Origin of the sequence: Micromonospora sp. NPDC050495, from assembly GCF_040655175.1 — a bacterium.
Taxonomy (GTDB): Bacteria; Actinomycetota; Actinomycetes; order Mycobacteriales; family Micromonosporaceae; genus Micromonospora.
Genome location: NZ_JBFAJK010000049.1, coordinates 23,642 through 39,367, shown reverse-complemented (window position 1 = coordinate 39,367; position 15,726 = coordinate 23,642). Strand labels below are relative to the sequence as shown.

Genomic DNA, 15,726 nt, shown 5'->3' with positions numbered 1-15,726 from the left:
TAGAAGATGTGATCCCCACCGCCCGGGTGGTCCTTGCCCCGGAAGAAGTGGTTGAAGCCCACCTCATACAACGACGCCGAACTGGCGAAGGTGGAGATGTGACCACCCACCCCGATCTCCGGCCGCTGCGCCCGATGCACCAGCATCGCGGCGTTCCACCGAATGTAGGCCCGCAGCCGCCGCTCGATGTGCTCATCCCCCGGGAACCACGGCTCGCGCTCCGGCGGGATGGTGTTGATGTAGTCGGTGGTGGTCAACGACGGCACCCCGACCTGCCGCTCACGCGCCCGCTCCAGCAGGCTCAACATGACGTAGCGGGCGCGCTTGGTTCCGCGCTCATCGATGACACCGTCAAGCGACTCGACCCATTCGCTGGTCTCTTCAGGGTCGATGTCCGGAAGCTGGCTCGGCAGACCAGCGGTGATCACCGGGCGTCGCCGGGGCATATGTTCCATCGTCGTTCCTTTCTCCAGGGCTCATCCGGGCGTTCGCCTGGAGGCAGCTTCCGCCTGGGCAGGCCGGGTGGTGTGAACGATCTCGACGCACCGATTCGCTCGGCCCGACATCGGTTCGGCGTCGCGCTCGGCCGAGGTGTCGCTGGGGCCGGCCGTCGTCGTCAGTGGTCTCGGGCGACGTCCGGCGCGAGCACCTCGACGACCTGAGCGGTCGGTAGTCGAGGGGTGCGCGGCGGCCGGCCCGGCACCGGGTCGGCGACCCCCAGCCGCAACGCCAGGTACGGGCGGTCGAAGGGCTTCAGCATCCGGCGAAGGGCTTCGCGGGTACCGGGGACCGCGACGACATCGCTCAACGGCAGCACCGAGACCTCCATCGCGGTCGCGGTGAGCCAGATGGCGGACAGCGCCTCGCCGGCCTGTAGCCACCCGATTGGATCGTCGCCCTCGCCGTAGAGCAGCCCGTACGTGGCGGCCCGGTCGTGGCCGGCCCCGGTCGGCAAGGTTCCTCGATGGCCGAATCCGCGGCCCGGAACGGTGGTCTGTGGCGGCCGGTCCGGCAGCACCTCCGGGGGCAGCCCGACGCCGGCGGTCGTGGGCCGGCTCGTCCAGTGGTTCAGCTCGTCGCGGGCGAGCGGGTCCTGGCTCTGCACCGCGTCGGCTCTCGATACGGCGGCGGCCAGTTCGAGGACCTGTTCGGCGGTCAGGATCTGCAGACGGACGGCACCGGGGGCGCTGGCCGTGATGGCACGGATGACGGGCGATGCGATGGGCTGGTCGCTGACGGGTCGCCGGTCGGTGTGTCGCGTCCGCATGGCCTGTTCCTGCTGACGCGTGGCCGGGGTGACCGTGGCCGCTTCGAAGCCGTGCAGCACGGCCAGCGGCCCGGTTGGGGACATGCTCGGGGTGCGCGCGATCCGCGCGGTCCAGCCCTGGGCGGCCAGGGCGACGCACGCGTGGTGCAGGAGGATGCCGCAACTGAGGATCAGCATCCGGCCGTCGGGGTCGGTGGCAGTCAGTTGACGACGGGGTTCGGCGAACATTTCCAGCCGGTCCGGACGTACCCGCCATCGCCACGGCTGGGTGTTGAGGATCGATGGGGCGTAGCGCGCGGCGGCAGCCGCGGCGCCGGCGAGCACGTCCGACGGGATTGTCATATTGGGGTACGACGTCGTGGGGTTCATGGCTGCCTTCTTCGCAAAGATGCTCGCCGTGTTCGGCCGGACCGGGCCGGCGCCGTGGGTTCGGCCGGACCGGGCCGGCGCCGTGGGTGGAGGCGGTACGGCGTTCAGCTCCTCGGTGGTATGACGTGGCGGTCCACATCAGCCCACCCGAGCGACTGGGGAGACGGGCGATGCGGCACGGCCGGGGCGATCAGGACCGGGCAGGTCGCGCGTTGGACGCACTGGTGGCTGACCGAGCCCAGCAGCAGGCCGACCAGGGTGCCGTGCGTGGGTGCGCCGAGGACCAGCAATTGTGCGGATCTGGCGGCGTGGAGCAGTTCTTCGACGGGAAGCCCTCGTAGCACGCGGGGCCGGATCGGAACCGAACGGCCGTACTGGCGGGTCACCTCGACCAGCGTGTCCAACAACGTCGTCTCGGCGGCGTGGGCGAGGTCATCCGCGGCGAACGTCACCGGCAGGTAGGCGTAGTGCGCCGGGTCCGGTGTCCAGACGTTCACGGCCTCCACGTCGGCGGCGGTCCGCTCGGCCTGCTCGAGCGCCCAACGCAAGGCGGTCTTGGACCCGGAGGAGCCATCGACACCCACGACGATCGTTCGCCGACCCGGCCAGCGGTGATCAGCCTGCCTCATCATGGCCTCCTCCTCGCCGTTATTTTTTACCATACTCGTTGTGTATATTCATGGGGTGCCTGACGACGTGACCTTCGGCGCACTCGCCGTTCCCAGCAGACGACGGTTGCTGCAGGCGCTGCGGTCAGCCGCCGCGCCGATGGACGCCGCCGCCCTGGCCGCAGCCAGCGGCCTGCATCCCAACACCGTCCGGTTCCACCTCGACGTGCTGATCAGGACGGGCTTCGTGCGCGAAAGCTCAGCCCGGCAAGGCCGGCGTGGCCGGCCACGTACCGTGTACGAGCCGACAACCGCCGGAGCGCAGGACACGGGGTACGCACTTCTCGCGACCGTCCTCGTCGACCACCTGGACAGCACCAACGGTGGCGAAGCCGCCCGGAGCGCCGGCCGGGCCTGGGCACACCGGCTCCGCCCGAAACCCGCCGACCAGCCGGACGACCCGCAGGACGTCGCCGCTACGGTCACCGCACTGTTCACCGAGCTCGGTTTCCAACCCACCGTCAGCGCGGACGGCGGTGACACGCGGATAACCCTGCATGCCTGCCCGTTCCGGCCGTTGGCGGAAAACCATCCGGGCATCGTCTGCACCATGCACCTCGGGTTGTTGCAAGGCCTCGTCGAACAGGGCGGCCAGGCGGCGATCGACGCGCGCCTGACCCCGTTCGTACGGCCACACCAGTGTCAGGTTGACCTGGTCACCGCGGGAGCGTAGATCGCCGGCACGACCGTGACAGGGCGCTACCCCGCGCAGGATCTTGTGCGGGTGGGAGACGCTGCCGGCGATGTCCGGCATGCTGTGGGCATGACCGAGGAACCGAAAGATCGTTCCGCGCTGTCCGGCGACCCGGTGCCCGCCGCATCGCCAGTGATCTCGGTGATGGTGATCGTCTCGGACGCGGGCGCCGCAGTCGACTGGTACCGGACCGCGCTGGGCGCGGCGGAGCTGTGGAACCTCGGCGGCGTGGCCGGCCTCGAGATCGGCGGCGCCCCCTTCTTCCTCCACCAGGTCAATCCCGAGAACCCCACGGAGACCAGTCCCGGCCAGGCGGGGGTCACGAGCACCCGCATCGAGGTGTTCGTCGACGACCCCGACACCTTCATCGAACGCGCCGTCGCGGCCGGCGCAGTCGCCGGAGCGGCGATCGAGGATCACCGCGTGCCCTGGGGGACGCACCGTCAAGGTGGCTTCACGGACCCGTTCGGTCACCACTGGTCCGTGGGCGACAGGTCACCCCTGAACTCGTTCCCACGTTGACCGGGCCCAGCCTGCACCTGCGGACAGGTAGCCGACCCGCGGTCATCGAGCCGGCTCACCGCTGACCACGACACCATCCACGGCCCATCGTCCCGCCACACGCCACCGCCATTGCGGCCCGCACCTGACATCGCCCAGCGCCCGGGAAACCGTCGGTGCGCGCCGGTGACTACAGTGCGCGCCCATGGGACACGTCTTGGCCCGCCTCGCCGGTCACGGCATGGTGCTGGTGCCGTACTGGCCGTACACGTTCGAACGTTCCGACGCCGCGTCCGACGCTGTTGTGGTGACCAACTGGCGGGCGGACGGCCCGGCGAGGGCGCTCATCGATCCGGCGGACGCGCGCTCCGCGCCCGGCATCGTCGACGTGGCGCCCGGCCCGGACCATCCGTTCTGGGCCATCGAGACCAGCAGCTTCAGGGTGGCCTGGCCGTCCGGTTTCGGCGTCGAGTCGACCGTCGACCCGTACTGCCTCGTCGGCGAACACGACGCGTCGATCTTCGTGCAGGGCCCGGTACACATCGCCGACCCGGACGTGCTGATCGCCCCGGGTCAGACGGTTGTCGCCCGCCGCACGATGAGCCGTGACGTGCAGGTCATCGAGCTGGCGTACGAGCACGAGGGTGAGCCGTGGCGGCAGGCCGTGTACCTGTACCCGCGCAAGGACGACCGAGTGCTCGTCTTCACCGCGCAGTCGCGCGAGCCCGGCATCGCGGCCGCGCGCGACGCCGTGGAGTGGATGCTGGCCCTCACCTGAGACGGGACGACCCCGCCACCGTCCGGCATGCCGGTCATGCCGACCTCCTGCGGACGCTCATCGACACGGCCCCACCGGCCGGTAGGCGACCGCGGTCGAGCCCGAGATCCGGATGCGGCCTGCGTATCGTCAGTCCTCGTCCTCGTCCTCGTCTTCCGGGTCGGTGGGAAACAGCAGCATGTCGGCGATGAAGCAGGTCACCGCGCCGGAGGTGTCGTAGCCGATCCACGTGGGGTAGACCCCGTCGCCCCACCCGCTGGACCAGGCGACCAGGTCCTCCGCATCGGTCGTGCGGTAGCGCGGCTCGACCAGGCCGTCGAGCGTGCGCCAGACGTCCACCAGGCGGTCGGCGGAGTCGGCGTCGACGTAGCAGGCCATGCCGCTGTCGACCCCGAAGCCGAAGAACTGCCGGTAGCCCAGGTCGAGCGGGTCCTGCCCGTCGCACAGTGCCAGCTCCCATCGCACGGCGGGACGGTCGCTGAGGTCGAGGCGGGCGGCGGTGACCCGGCTGCGCCCCGGATCATCGACGAAGGTCGCGAGGCCGACGGAGACCGGGTACGTGCCGGGCGGCACGGTGACGTCGAACGGCCTGGCGTCGAGGTCCAACGACGAGGGATCAGCCGCGAGCAGGCGGCCGGACGGCAGGTGCAGCCGTCCGGCGCTGCGGGCCGACAGGCGAAGCCGCCGGCCGTGGTGTTCGATCCGCGCGCCGGGGGTGAACAGGGTTTCGAGGCCGTGCGGCCGCAGCGGCCGGGGCGGACGCCATGGCGGCCGGGTGGCGGTTCGCACCGGGAGCGCATGGTGCACCGCGTCGACGATCTCCACCGGCGCGTCCCCGGCGAGACCCAGCAGTTCCCGCCAGCGGCGGAAGCCCGGAATCGGCAGGCGGGGCGGCGGTTGTATCGAGCGGGACTCGTGCCGAGCGCCCAGATCGCCGCGCGGCTCGACGACGTGGGTGCGCTCGCCGGAGAGTCGATAGGTGGTGCAGGTCCGTGCCGCGACATGCGGAAACTCGTGTACGCCCGCATCCGGCGGGCCGTCCCAGGTGGCGGCCCGGCGCAGGAACAGGTCACCGCTCCCCGCGCCGCGTAGTTCGTGGCAGGACACCTGCCGGCCGGCCGCGTCGAAGCGCGACACGCGGCAGTACTCGTCGGCCCAGGAGAGGTCCAGCACCGCGTGCCGCCGACCGTCGATCAACACCACGGCCGTGTACGGCTCCCCCGCGGCGTCACGGGTCTGCGCCGCGGTCGCGGTCAGGGGATTGACCACGCCGTCGGCCCATCCGTCGCAGTACACGACCTCACGCCTCGACCACCGCTCAACGTCGATCACAACCCCCACAACCGAAACGGGCACCGGGCCACTCCTAGTGTTGGTGGGAGGCTGGGTTGCGGAGTGAACGAGAGTACGTCGAGTACGTGCAGGCGCGCATGCCATGGCTGCGACGGCTGGCGTACCGGCTGTGCGGGCAGTGGTCGGCCGCGGACGACCTGGTGCAGGAGTGCCTCGTCGCGCTCTACCGGCATTGGCGCAAGGCGTCGGCAGCGGACTCGGTCGACGCCTACGTGCGGGCGGTGCTGATCCACGCCTACCTGGCCGAGCGGGAGCGGTCCTGGACCCGTCGGGTCCGACCCATGGCCGACGTGACCGGGCCGCCGGTGACGCCGCTGGCCGGTGCCGACGACCGCGTCGATCTGCTGGGCGCGCTCACGAAGCTGTCTCGTGGGCAGCGCGCGGTGCTGGTCCTGCGCTACTGGGAGGACCTCGACGTCGCGCAGACCGCCGCGGCGCTGGGCTGCTCGACCGGCACCGTGAAGAGCCAGACCTCGTACGCCATCGCGGCGCTGCGCCGCCTGCTGCCCAACTACGTGCCTGGAGGGGTGGACACGCCATGAGAGAACTGTTCGCCACCCTGCCGGACGAACCCCCGCCGCTGCCGCCCGGATACCTGGACACCGTACTCACTCGGGCGCGCCGCTCGGTCCGGCGCCGCCGGATCGCCAGCACGGCGGCCTGGGCCGCTGTCGTGCTCGTCCTCGCCGGTCTGGTCGTGCCCGGCGTCCCGCTTGCGGTCCGGCCGGCAGCCCCGGCGACCACGCCGAGCCTGCCGGACCGCTTCGCCGGGTACTCGATGCTCACCAGCACCGTCACGTCGGCCCCGCCCGGCCGCGCGATAGCCCTCTACGGTTACGGCAGCGGCGAGACGTTCAACATGTTCCAGTCGTTGATCGTCGGGGCCGACGCAGACACGTACCGGCGGGTCGACGCCATGGAGGAGCGCGACCGCCCCTCGGCGTTGCTCGCCCCGGACGGCACCCGCGTGCTGCTCGGCGACGATCGCGGCGCGACCCGCGACCTGGTCCTGGTCGACCTGGCCACGGGCAAGCGCCGGTCGATCCCGCTCGGGGACCCGGTCGGCGTGCGGCTGCTGGCCTGGTCGCCCGACGGCCGCCACGTCGCCTACAGCGCCGCCCCCCTCCGTCACTCCGGAGAGTTCGGCACCGTGAACGTCGTCGAGGCCGAGGTGGCCCGCACCGGCACGCTACGGCTGCTTGACCTGTCGACCGGGCGCAGCACCGAGGTGCCGGCGATCAGGCCGGCGTGGACGGCGGCGTTCGCGGCGGACAGCCGACGGCTCGCCGTGCAGGTGGGTCAGACGGCCCACCTCGTCGACCTCGACGGCCGCGAGCTTCGCAGGGTGCAGATCCCGAGCGGACGCGAACTGGCGGCCGAGGTCGGCTGGTCGCCGGACGGCACGGTCCTCGCCACCGTGCCCTGGCTCTCGGACGGGCCGTTCACCGGCAGCACGGGCGGCGACACCAATCATGGTGTCTTCCTGTGGAAGGTCGGCGACGTCCAGTTCCTGCCCCTTTCCGGGGTCCGGACACCACCGGCGCCGGTCCCGGACGTCGTACAACTGCTCGGCTGGCGCTCGGCGGGCAGCGTGGTCGTCGCCACCGTCAACGACGCGGGCCACGCATCGCTGGCGGAGGTGCGACTCGATGCCGGCACCCGGCGGACCCTGTCCGCCTTCGCCACCGGCAGTAGCTGCGAACTGGGCGCCCAGAGCTGCCAGCTTCTCGACCTGCACCTCGCCACCGGCCTGCTGCCCGACCTGACCGTCCGGAAGGCCGGCCGGCCGCAGCGCGGCCCCCGACCGATGCTCGTGGACGCCCTCATCGCGGTCGTCATTCTCGGCGGCGCGTTCCTGCTCTGGCGCCGGACACGTCCGTCGCGTCGACGACGTCCGAGAATGGAATAGCGACTCGTTCAGCCGGGAGCCGCGCGGTCCTGCCGCTGTCCGCGCGGTCGTACGCACCGCTCGGTGCGCAGTCCTGCCGATGAGCGAAAGTCTGCCGATGGTTCTGGACCGCTTGCCGCGCTCGATGCGGGCTCGCACCACGGTAGCTGGGCACCGCCTTAACATTGCCCCATGATCGAGGACTTCGCGGATCGACTCCTGCGCGGCATGGCAGTCCTCGACCCCTGCACAGCGGTCGTCGAGGCCGGCGAGCAGGATGTCGACGGGTTGACCGACTACAGCCCGGAGGGTCACCAGGCCCGCGCCGACCTCGCAGTCCGTGCCCTGCGCGAACTCGCGATCCTGGGTGACGCCCTGCCGGCCGCGACCCCGCTGCACGCCCATCTCGCCGAGCGGCTGCACGCGCGTATCGCCTTCCACGACGCCGGGGAGGACCTGCGTGAACTGCACGCGGCGGCCACCGGACCGCTCCAGCTCATCCGCCAGGCCGTCGAGGCCGCGGTGCCCGGCCGCGACGCCGAGGGCGCGGCCGTCGAGGAGGGCTGGGCTCGCGTCGGCGCACGCCTGGCCGCGATCCCCGCGGCCCTGGACGGGTACGCCCGCAGCCTCCTCCTTGCCGCGCAGCGCGGCAATCTTCCGGCGCGGCGCCAGGTGGAGCTCGTCACGCGGCGCTGCCGCAACTGGATCGACGACGATGTCGCCCTGGTGGAGCGCTACGGCCAGGGGCCTCAGCGGGCGTCGTTGCAGGCCGCGGCGACGAGTGCGCGACAGGCGTACCAGAAACTGGCCGAGATGCTCACCGCGGACCTGGCGCCGCGGGCCGTTGACGAGGAAGCGTTCGGCCAGCAGCGGTACGCGCTCTGGGTCCGCACCTTCCTCGCGGCCCAGCCTGACCTGCGCGAGCTGTACGACTGGGGCTGGGACGAGTTCCGGGCGACAGAGGCAGAGCTGATCGCGGAAGCGAAGGCCCTGGGCGGGAGTGTGGCAGAGGTGCTCGCCCGGCTCGCCAGCCCCGACGCGCCCGGCACCCTGCACAGCAGGGAGGCGTTCGCCGCGTGGCTGCAGGAGCTGTTGGAGGCCGCCACCGAGCGGCTGGACGGCGTGCACTTCGACATCCCCGCCCCGCTGCGGCGCATCGAGTCGCGGTTGACCACATCGTCCGGCATCGCCTACACCGGGCCGTCGCGGGACCTGACGCGGCCGGGCCGGGTCTGGTGGTCCCTGCCCGAGGACGCGGCGAGTTTCCCCACCTGGTACGCCTACAGCACCGCCTACCACGAGGGCGTCCCCGGCCACCACCTCCACCTCGGCGCCGAGGTCTGCCGCGGCGGCCTCGGGCAGCGGCTGAACCTGCTCGGCGGCCTCTCCGGCAGCCAGGAGGGCTGGGCCCTGTACGCCGAGCGGTTCATGGACGAGCTCGGGCACTATGAACAGCCGGGTGCCCGACTGGGGTATCTGTACATGCAGCTCCTGCGGGCGGCCCGGGTCGTGCTCGACATCGGCCTGCACCTGCGGCTGCCGATGCCCTCCGGTGACAGAGCAGTGTGGACGCCGGACGCCGCGCTGAAGCTGCTGCGGGACCGCTGCCACCAGGGGCCGTACGCGTCCGCTGAACTCGGACGTTACCTGGGCCGGCCAGGGCAGGCGCTGACCTACAAGGTGGGTGAGCGGGTGTGGCTGGCAGGCCGCGCGTCCTTCCCCGGCGACCGGCGCGCATTCCATCGTCACGCCCTGGAGCTGGGTTCGCTGGGCCTGGATCAGCTGACGGCCGCCCTTGCGGAGAGCAGCGACGGCCAAGGGCGTGGCCCAGGTCCCGCAGGAGACCCGGCCGCTCGGCCTGCGCGGCCGTGCGGTCCGGGGATCAGCGACAGGTGATCTCCCGTTCGAAGTGGGCGCGCAGCGTGTCGTAGCTGACCAGCCCGTCGTCGGTGTCGAAGGAGAGCGCCGCCAGCGGAGCGTCGGCCGGGAACCGCGCCACCTGCTCGGGCAGGGCGACCGCGTCGGCGTACGACCGCCCCTCCGCCGTGTCCACCCCGACGGAGAGCGTGCGGCCGAACTGCGCGGGCGGTGCCTGCCGGACGGTGCCGAAGCCGGCCCCGAGGACGATCAGTCCAGCGCGGGTGTCCGCCCCGGCCGGACCCGTTCCGACCGGGTCCGCCGCCTCCCAGAGCAGCACCGAGTCGCCACTCTTCCCCACCGGCGGAACCGCGTGCACCCGTATCGTCCGCACGGTGTCGCCAGGACAGATCGGGGTGTAAACGGCCAGCCGGTCACCGAGACGCACGAATCCGATCTGGTAGTCCGGGGGCGGCGGGTGCTGGCAGGCGGCGCCGAGTTGGCTGAGGCAGAGCAGCAGCCCGGCCAGCGGCCAGAGCCGGCGCCGTCCGCGATGCGAGCGTTGGGGGTGCGCAGCGTAGGCGCCCGGGCTACCCGGAGCCCGCCGCCGGCCGTTGCCGACCCCCGCGTCGGGCACGGTTCTGGTTGGCCGACCTAGGACTTCGTCTGTGGCTTGGCGGAAAGGCCCCATAGCTCAATGATGCGACCGTGCTCGATGGTGAACATCTCCAGCATGGTTGCTGTCGAGCCATCGGCGAAGCCGACCATCTCGGTCCGAGTTGCCACCCGCTGGTCGTCCGCGACCAGGTCTTTGACGGTGACCTTCAGCGCGGGATGCTGGTCCCACATGCGCTGCCAGGCCCGTTGCACGCACTCCCAACCGCTGGCCCGCAACGGATGGCTGTAGAAGCTGCTGGCGAAGATGTCTCTGGCAGCAACCGCGTCCCGGCGGTTGAAAGCTTCGTACATCCGCTCGGCGACCTGGCGTCCTTGATCCACAAAGCGAGTATGCCCCCACCCCATGACATCGTCAGCCAGCCCAAGCTCCTGTGGAGGTCACACCTCCCCGGTGTACGTGCAGGACCGAGCGGGCCACCCTGCCGGACGCCCTCGCCGGCCGCGGTCGGTCCTCCGGTCGGAGCGCGGATCGTCGACGTGTCCGGGTGGGCAGCCGAGACGGATCGCGCCGAGGATCGCCTCGTCTGGCTCTTCACGCTGTCACTGATCGGTGAGTCGGCCGGCTACGGTGCTGTAGCGGTAGCGAACACGGTGCCGATGGCCGCCGCCGGCCGGGTGGCTGACCTGCGGCCGATCCGGCTGGCCGGTGCGCTCTGGAGACAGGTCGGCTGGCTGGTCACGGTCGAGTCCGCGCTGGTGCCGTGGTCGGCGGCCGGCGGGGTGGTCGGGCTCTGCCTGCTGCCGGCGGCGCCGGCCAGCGCGCTGCCGACCTGGCGGTCGCCGGCGCGCGACAGGCTGGCGGGCCTGAGGTCGGCCCGGCACGGCGGCCGTCGACGAGGTCAGGAGGGGCAGGACATGGAGCGAGGTACCCGCGACGAGTTGCTCGGCCGCCTGGCGGAGCGGGTCGGGTCCGTCACCGTCGCACATCCAACGCGGGTGGCCATCGACGGACCGCCCGCCGCCGGCAAGACCACCCTCGCCGATGAACTCGCCGACGTCCTGCGGACACAGGGCCGCCACGTCATCCGGGCGACCGTCGACGATTTCCTCTTCCCTCGGGCACAGCGCTACCCGCGTGGCGAGTACTCGGCCGAAGGCTGTTACTTCGACACCCACGACCACGAGGCGCTGAACCGGGTCCTGCTCGATCCGCTCGGCCCCGGCGGAGACCGACGCTTCCACCATGCGGTCTACGACCACACCGCGGACGCTGTGCTGTCCCCGCCGACCATGACTGCCCCCGCCGACGCCGTGCTGGTCTTCGACGGCGTCTTCCTCATGCGCCCGGAACTGATCGATCGGTGGGAGCTGCGCGTCTTCGTGTCGACGGCGCTCGACAAGACCGTTGATCGTGCGGTGATCCGAGAGCGTCGGGTGTCATCACGGGCCGACGTCGAACGGCGCTGGCGCGAGCGCTACATCCCCTCCCAACGGTTCTACTTCGCTACTGTCCGGCCCACCGATCACGTCGACGTGATCGTGCACAACGACGAACCCCGGCAGCCGGTCTGGGAGGCTGGTCCGGCACGGTCACCCAGGTCCGAATGACCCAACTCGTACGCGCCGGGACGGCGGCAACCGGGCTCGGTGGGCCCCTGGTTCCGTTCCTGGCCTGCTTGACGGTCGCGGCCCGGCCGGGGCTCACGCCACCGGTTGCTGGTTGCCGACGTTGACGCCGTCTTGTCCGCCATGGGTGCCCCGGGGTCCGAGATGCTGCTGTCACCAACCGCACCCGCTGCCAACTGGTCCTCAGTTGCAACAAGCGACCGGAGGACTACCGCCTGAGTCGGCCCTTCGCAGGACGGGTACGTCCACGTTGCGCACATGCGCAGCCGCCCGAGCCGGATACCTGCGACTCTGCTGCGGCCTCGGCCGCAGGGTGCACGAGGTGGCGGGTCATCGGCTGTCACACGGACGGGTCCCAGGCGATCAGCCGATCGAAGATGCGACGGTCGCCGTCGAGCTTCAGCGAATCCAGCGGTACGCGGCCGTAGAACATCAGGAGCAGGTCACTGGCGGTGCCCCGGGCGGAGGCGTCGGCCGTGTGCGGGTCCTCGACGGCGGCGGCCGTGCCGAGGCGGGTGACTCGTGCGCCGTCGCGGTCAAGCCGGAGGCGCCATGAGCGGCCCTCGTCGGCGTGGTAGTCGACGACGGCGGGTTCGTGCGGCCAGGCGACCGTCGTTGAGCAGAGGGTGAACTGGCAGTCGTCGAAACCGTCCAGGGCGACCTCGTCTGGTACTGGCTGCGGGGCCCCCACGGTGAGCTGGGCGTCGTAGGTGTACACCGCGATCTCGGGAACTTGGCGTCGCGCCCACGCGCCGGATGTTTGTGGTGAGGGCGAGTCGTCCCACCACGTCCAACAACGGCGATCCGGGCCGGCCTCGCGCAGCGTGCTCGTCAGTTGCTCGATGGACTCGGTCCACCAGGTCAGCAGAGCCTCACGTTCCCGGGGAGCACCGGCACCGTCCTCCCAGGCGGACCTCTCCGGGGGAGCGTCCGCGGGCCCTGCCGCGACGATGGCGGCTGATTTGCGGCGGCCCATGCCGACGTGTTGCACGAGATCGAACAGCGTCCGCTCCGGAGAGGCATGCGGGTCGCTGGTCAGAACCGGCACGTCGAGGCTGGGCGCTGCCGCGACCGCAGCGCGGAAGGCGGTCGACCGTTCGTCAATGAGCCGTAGATGATCAGGGAACGTGAGAGTCTCGTGCACGCGGCTTTCTATCGCTGTCTCGGGCAGCCGGACAGCAATTTCACGTCGACGCGTCCGGCCCGCGGCGTGGGCACGCCCCTCGGATGGCGCGCGCCAGGTAACCGACCCTCCGGCAAACCGGGGGAACCTCAAGGAGAGGGTGGCCTAGTTGTCGGCTCGGTGTCCGTCGCGGACCACCGCCAACCCGCCGACCCGGGTCGTGATGCCCGCCGGCCCGCGTCGGGCCGAGGCGAGCACGCTGGCCGGTCGATTGAGGGTGTCGCCCTGCTCCACCTCGATCGCGATCGTCTGTGCGCCTGTCGTGTCGAGCAGGTGGGCGGCCAGGCAGCCGGTGCTGTTGGCGTTGGCGACGTCCTCGTTGACGCCGATCGCCGGCGCGAACATCCGCGCCGCACCTGGTCGGTCGCCCACCGGCGCTACGAACACGAAACAGCCGAGGAGCCCGTACCGCCGGCACGCCGTTGTCAGCCTGCCGAGGTGTGGGCGGACTCGGCGCAGCGCCGACCGGTCGTGGACCGGTATCAGCATGCGTGGTGCGCCGGGCGCGGCGATGCGCGGCGCGTCGCTCGGAGGCAGCTCGTCCGCGCTGAGCCCGAGCGCGGCGATGATCGCGGCGCGCTCGTCCGGTGCCGGCTGGCGCAGCGCGACGAGGCCCTGGTCGAACCACACCTCGATACCGGCGGGGCGGCGGATCGCGACGGTGTCGAACGTACGCCCGCCGGTGTGTTGGCGGTCGTTCAGCTCACCCAGCGCGGTGCGGGTCAACCGGAGGGCCTGCGCGGCGACGGTGCCGTGGCCGCAGCCGGACAGTTCGGCGGTGGCGGTGAAGAACCGGACCGGCCAGCCACCGTCCGGCGTCCGCCCCGGGCCGAGGAACGCCGCGTGCGAGGTGCCGGCCGCGGCAGCGACCGCACGCCGGTCGGCGTCCGTGGCCGCCGGGTCGTCGTCGCTGACGGCCGTGGGGCTGCCGCCCCGGCCGTCGCGCCGCACGCACGCATCAACCACCGTGACATCCGGCCAGAACATCGGCCCACCTCTGACGCTCAACGAACCGGCAACCGCGAACGGCGTCCGCAAGCCGGACCTGACCGCAACGGCCGACCGAACGCGTCCCGGAGCGTACCGGCGCGCCTCAGCCGACGCCGTCCCGCACCGGATAGTGGATGATGACCGCACCGCCGGTGGCGTAGTTGACGACATCGGCGGCCACCCGCCGGCCTTGCGGCGACGCCCGCGCCGCGGCCATGGCCGCGGCGTCAGCGAAGTCGCCTTCGAAGACCGCGAAATAGGGCGCTTCTCCGTCGGTCGCCGCCACGTCGAAGCTGTAGCGCCAGGCAAGCAGGCCGGGCATGTCCATGACCAGTGGAAGGTGGTTGGTCACGTAGTAGTCGCGGAAGTGGTCAGGGTCAGCGGGGTCGGAATACAGGACCACCAACTTGTGCATGACGGCCTCCGTCCACCCCCGTCCAGAGACGAGACCATAACACTCCGGTTGACTTGGGAACTCCTGCTAGGAACCAGGGACGATACGGAACGGTTCGGATCGCCTCGAGATCCAATGCGCTGCCATCGGCATGAGCGCGCGGCGTCCTGAGACCTGATAAGCCGGCAGCCGACCTGTCCCGCGCCGGTTGAGGGTTGACCCGGCGGCCTCCGTTGATGCTTGACGCCGTGGCGATGCACCGCCGGTTCTGCTGTGGTGACCGGGTAATTCCGATGACGGCCTTTAAGCGGTCGGCAAGGATGGGGCGTCGAGGGGGTGCGACCACGAATGTCACTCACGGATGGCACGGACCGACAGCATCGACCCGTTGCCCTGGTGACCGGTGCCGGCCGCAGCGCCGGCATCGCTGCATCGGTGGTGCTGACGCTGGCGCAGACCGGCTGGGATGTCGGCTTCACCTACTGGACCCCGTACGACGAGCGGATGCCCTGGGGAGCCGATCCCGAGGCCATGACGCAGCTCAGCAGCCAAGCCGCCAAGCACGGGGCAAGAACTGCCGCGGTCGAGGCGAACCTCGCTGATCCCCACGCCACGGCTGACATGTTCAACGCCGTGGAGCGAGAGCTGGGCTCGGTCAGCGCGCTCGTCCTCGCCCACTGCGAGAGCGTCAAATCAGGCCTGCTCGACACCAGCATCGAGAGCTTCGACCGTCACTTCGCGATCAACACCCAGGCGAGCTGGCTCCTGATTCGCGAGTACGCCCAACGGTTCCAAGGGCCACATGGCACGGGCCGCATCGTCAGCCTGACCAGTGACGCTACCGTCGGCAACCTTCCCTACGGAGCCAGCAAAGGCGCTCTCGATCGGATCACCCTGGCCGCTGCTCAAGAACTGGCCCACCTCGGTGTGACCGCCAACGCCATCGATCCGGGTCCAACCGATACCGGCTGGATGACCACAGAGATCAAGGATGCTGTCCTGCGGGCCACGCCACTCGGTCGCCTCGGGCGCCCACAGGACTGTGCGAACCTCGTCGCGTTCCTGTGCTCACCCGACGGGGGCTGGATCAACGGCCAACTATTACGCAGCGACGGCGGCATCTCCTAACCAACGCTGCGCCTTCGAAGATGCCAGGTGAAGCGTTGAGGTTCCCACGGTTCGCCGGAGGGTTGGCTACCTGGCGCCGGTGGGCCATCCGGACGCACGACCTGCTCGTTTTCACCACGGGTACCGGCGAGCCCATCCGTCAGGGCACATTCCGGAGCCGGGTATGGAAGCCATCCCTGCAACGAGCCGGCCCGCCGGTTGCGCTGCGCTTCCACGACCTAAAGGCACTCCTACGCAACCTGGCTGGTGCGGACGGCGTACCGATCAACGACGTGGCGAAGGTGATGGGGCACGAGCAGACGTCCACGACGTTGAATCGCTACGCCACTCGACGGCAGCGCGCGACCGCAGGGTGTTGAAGTCCTTCGCTGCGACCCGGATCCGGCGCACAACGCCCCCGCCGGTTGCGCCG

The 15,726-nt window shown here is 71.0% G+C and carries 16 protein-coding genes and 1 pseudogene; 8 read left to right on the top strand and 9 right to left on the bottom strand.

Features of this window, described 5'->3' with window-relative positions; translation table 11 throughout:
• From AB0I11_RS29505 to AB0I11_RS29495, 3 genes and pseudogenes are all read right to left on the bottom strand, one after another.
• Nucleotides 1-446: pseudogene (locus AB0I11_RS29505) on the bottom strand (pyruvate dehydrogenase (acetyl-transferring), homodimeric type); the annotation flags it as partial.
• Nucleotides 447-616: 170 nt separating this feature from the next.
• A complete protein-coding gene (locus tag AB0I11_RS29500; protein WP_357327851.1) occupies nucleotides 617-1,636 on the bottom strand; it encodes a nitroreductase in 1,020 nt (339 codons plus the stop codon).
• A 104-nt stretch (nucleotides 1,637-1,740) separates the two neighbouring features.
• Nucleotides 1,741-2,265, bottom strand: a complete 525-nt coding sequence (locus tag AB0I11_RS29495) for a universal stress protein (RefSeq protein ID WP_357327848.1) — start codon at nucleotides 2,263-2,265, stop codon at nucleotides 1,741-1,743.
• 55 nt (nucleotides 2,266-2,320) lie between these two features.
• Here AB0I11_RS29495 and AB0I11_RS29490 point away from each other — a divergent pair, with 55 nt between their 5' ends.
• The 3 genes from AB0I11_RS29490 to AB0I11_RS29480 all read left to right on the top strand — a co-directional run bounded on the left by AB0I11_RS29490 (nucleotide 2,321) and on the right by AB0I11_RS29480 (nucleotide 4,277).
• On the top strand, nucleotides 2,321-2,977 hold the full coding sequence (locus AB0I11_RS29490) for a helix-turn-helix domain-containing protein (protein WP_357327845.1): 657 nt from the start codon (nucleotides 2,321-2,323) through the stop codon (nucleotides 2,975-2,977).
• A 90-nt stretch (nucleotides 2,978-3,067) separates the two neighbouring features.
• A complete protein-coding gene (locus AB0I11_RS29485) occupies nucleotides 3,068-3,520 on the top strand; it encodes a VOC family protein (RefSeq protein WP_357327842.1) in 453 nt (150 codons plus the stop codon).
• A gap of 184 nt (nucleotides 3,521-3,704) precedes the next feature.
• Complete coding sequence (locus AB0I11_RS29480; protein ID WP_357327840.1) at nucleotides 3,705-4,277, top strand: hypothetical protein; 573 nt, start codon at nucleotides 3,705-3,707, stop codon at nucleotides 4,275-4,277.
• A gap of 129 nt (nucleotides 4,278-4,406) precedes the next feature.
• On the opposite strand, the gene AB0I11_RS29475 is transcribed toward AB0I11_RS29480, so the two are convergent.
• Nucleotides 4,407-5,573: a DUF4241 domain-containing protein gene (locus AB0I11_RS29475; RefSeq protein WP_357327837.1), complete on the bottom strand. Its 1,167-nt coding sequence runs from the start codon at nucleotides 5,571-5,573 to the stop codon at nucleotides 4,407-4,409.
• A gap of 92 nt (nucleotides 5,574-5,665) precedes the next feature.
• Here AB0I11_RS29475 and AB0I11_RS29470 point away from each other — a divergent pair, with 92 nt between their 5' ends.
• From AB0I11_RS29470 to AB0I11_RS29460, 3 genes are all read left to right on the top strand, one after another.
• Nucleotides 5,666-6,172, top strand: a complete 507-nt coding sequence (locus tag AB0I11_RS29470) for a SigE family RNA polymerase sigma factor (RefSeq protein ID WP_357327834.1) — start codon at nucleotides 5,666-5,668, stop codon at nucleotides 6,170-6,172.
• On the top strand, nucleotides 6,169-7,539 hold the full coding sequence (locus tag AB0I11_RS29465; protein WP_357327831.1) for a hypothetical protein: 1,371 nt from the start codon (nucleotides 6,169-6,171) through the stop codon (nucleotides 7,537-7,539). Before AB0I11_RS29470 ends, AB0I11_RS29465 begins: the two co-directional genes overlap by 4 nt.
• A 171-nt stretch (nucleotides 7,540-7,710) precedes the next feature.
• A complete protein-coding gene (locus tag AB0I11_RS29460) occupies nucleotides 7,711-9,414 on the top strand; it encodes a DUF885 domain-containing protein (RefSeq protein ID WP_357327828.1) in 1,704 nt (567 codons plus the stop codon).
• Here the strand turns inward: AB0I11_RS29460 and AB0I11_RS29455 are convergent.
• Nucleotides 9,401-9,736 carry a hypothetical protein gene (locus AB0I11_RS29455; protein ID WP_357327825.1) on the bottom strand — a complete coding sequence of 112 codons (336 nt, stop codon included), beginning with the start codon at nucleotides 9,734-9,736 and terminating at the stop codon, nucleotides 9,401-9,403. The genes AB0I11_RS29460 and AB0I11_RS29455 overlap by 14 nt on opposite strands.
• Before the next feature lie 293 nt (nucleotides 9,737-10,029).
• Entirely contained in the window at nucleotides 10,030-10,374 is a 345-nt protein-coding gene (locus AB0I11_RS29450) for a nuclear transport factor 2 family protein (RefSeq protein WP_357327822.1), read from the bottom strand.
• A 534-nt stretch (nucleotides 10,375-10,908) separates the two neighbouring features.
• Here AB0I11_RS29450 and AB0I11_RS29445 point away from each other — a divergent pair.
• The gene (locus AB0I11_RS29445) at nucleotides 10,909-11,601 is read left to right on the top strand and encodes a uridylate kinase (protein WP_357327860.1); all 693 of its coding nucleotides are present in this window, start codon (nucleotides 10,909-10,911) and stop codon (nucleotides 11,599-11,601) included.
• A 358-nt stretch (nucleotides 11,602-11,959) separates the two neighbouring features.
• On the opposite strand, the gene AB0I11_RS29440 is transcribed toward AB0I11_RS29445, so the two are convergent.
• The 3 genes from AB0I11_RS29440 to AB0I11_RS29430 all read right to left on the bottom strand — a co-directional run bounded on the left by AB0I11_RS29440 (nucleotide 11,960) and on the right by AB0I11_RS29430 (nucleotide 14,207).
• Nucleotides 11,960-12,763 (bottom strand): maleylpyruvate isomerase N-terminal domain-containing protein, encoded by an 804-nt coding sequence (locus AB0I11_RS29440; RefSeq protein WP_357327819.1) that lies wholly within the window; start codon nucleotides 12,761-12,763, stop codon nucleotides 11,960-11,962.
• Nucleotides 12,764-12,907: 144 nt separating this feature from the next.
• Entirely contained in the window at nucleotides 12,908-13,789 is an 882-nt protein-coding gene (locus tag AB0I11_RS29435; protein ID WP_357327816.1) for a PhzF family phenazine biosynthesis isomerase, read from the bottom strand.
• A 106-nt stretch (nucleotides 13,790-13,895) separates the two neighbouring features.
• The gene (locus tag AB0I11_RS29430) at nucleotides 13,896-14,207 is read right to left on the bottom strand and encodes an EthD family reductase (RefSeq protein WP_357327813.1); all 312 of its coding nucleotides are present in this window, start codon (nucleotides 14,205-14,207) and stop codon (nucleotides 13,896-13,898) included.
• Between the two features lie 327 nt (nucleotides 14,208-14,534).
• Here AB0I11_RS29430 and AB0I11_RS29425 point away from each other — a divergent pair, with 327 nt between their 5' ends.
• A complete protein-coding gene (locus tag AB0I11_RS29425) occupies nucleotides 14,535-15,314 on the top strand; it encodes an SDR family oxidoreductase (protein ID WP_357327810.1) in 780 nt (259 codons plus the stop codon).
• Nucleotides 15,315-15,726: the final 412 nt, after the last annotated feature.

Excerpts from the sequence above, each read along its gene's own strand:
- AB0I11_RS29500 (WP_357327851.1), bottom strand. The coding sequence starts at position 1,636 with ATGAACCCCACGACGTCGTACCCCAATATGACAATCCCGTCGGACGTG.
- AB0I11_RS29460 (WP_357327828.1), top strand. The coding sequence starts at position 7,711 with ATGATCGAGGACTTCGCGGATCGACTCCTGCGCGGCATGGCAGTCCTC.
- AB0I11_RS29425 (WP_357327810.1), top strand. The coding sequence starts at position 14,535 with ATGTCACTCACGGATGGCACGGACCGACAGCATCGACCCGTTGCCCTG.
- AB0I11_RS29435 (WP_357327816.1), bottom strand. The coding sequence starts at position 13,789 with ATGTTCTGGCCGGATGTCACGGTGGTTGATGCGTGCGTGCGGCGCGAC.
- AB0I11_RS29430 (WP_357327813.1), bottom strand. The coding sequence starts at position 14,207 with ATGCACAAGTTGGTGGTCCTGTATTCCGACCCCGCTGACCCTGACCAC.
- AB0I11_RS29495 (WP_357327848.1), bottom strand. The coding sequence starts at position 2,265 with ATGAGGCAGGCTGATCACCGCTGGCCGGGTCGGCGAACGATCGTCGTG.
- AB0I11_RS29480 (WP_357327840.1), top strand. The coding sequence starts at position 3,705 with ATGGGACACGTCTTGGCCCGCCTCGCCGGTCACGGCATGGTGCTGGTG.
- AB0I11_RS29445 (WP_357327860.1), top strand. The coding sequence starts at position 10,909 with ATGGAGCGAGGTACCCGCGACGAGTTGCTCGGCCGCCTGGCGGAGCGG.
- AB0I11_RS29465 (WP_357327831.1), top strand. The coding sequence starts at position 6,169 with ATGAGAGAACTGTTCGCCACCCTGCCGGACGAACCCCCGCCGCTGCCG.
- AB0I11_RS29485 (WP_357327842.1), top strand. The coding sequence starts at position 3,068 with ATGACCGAGGAACCGAAAGATCGTTCCGCGCTGTCCGGCGACCCGGTG.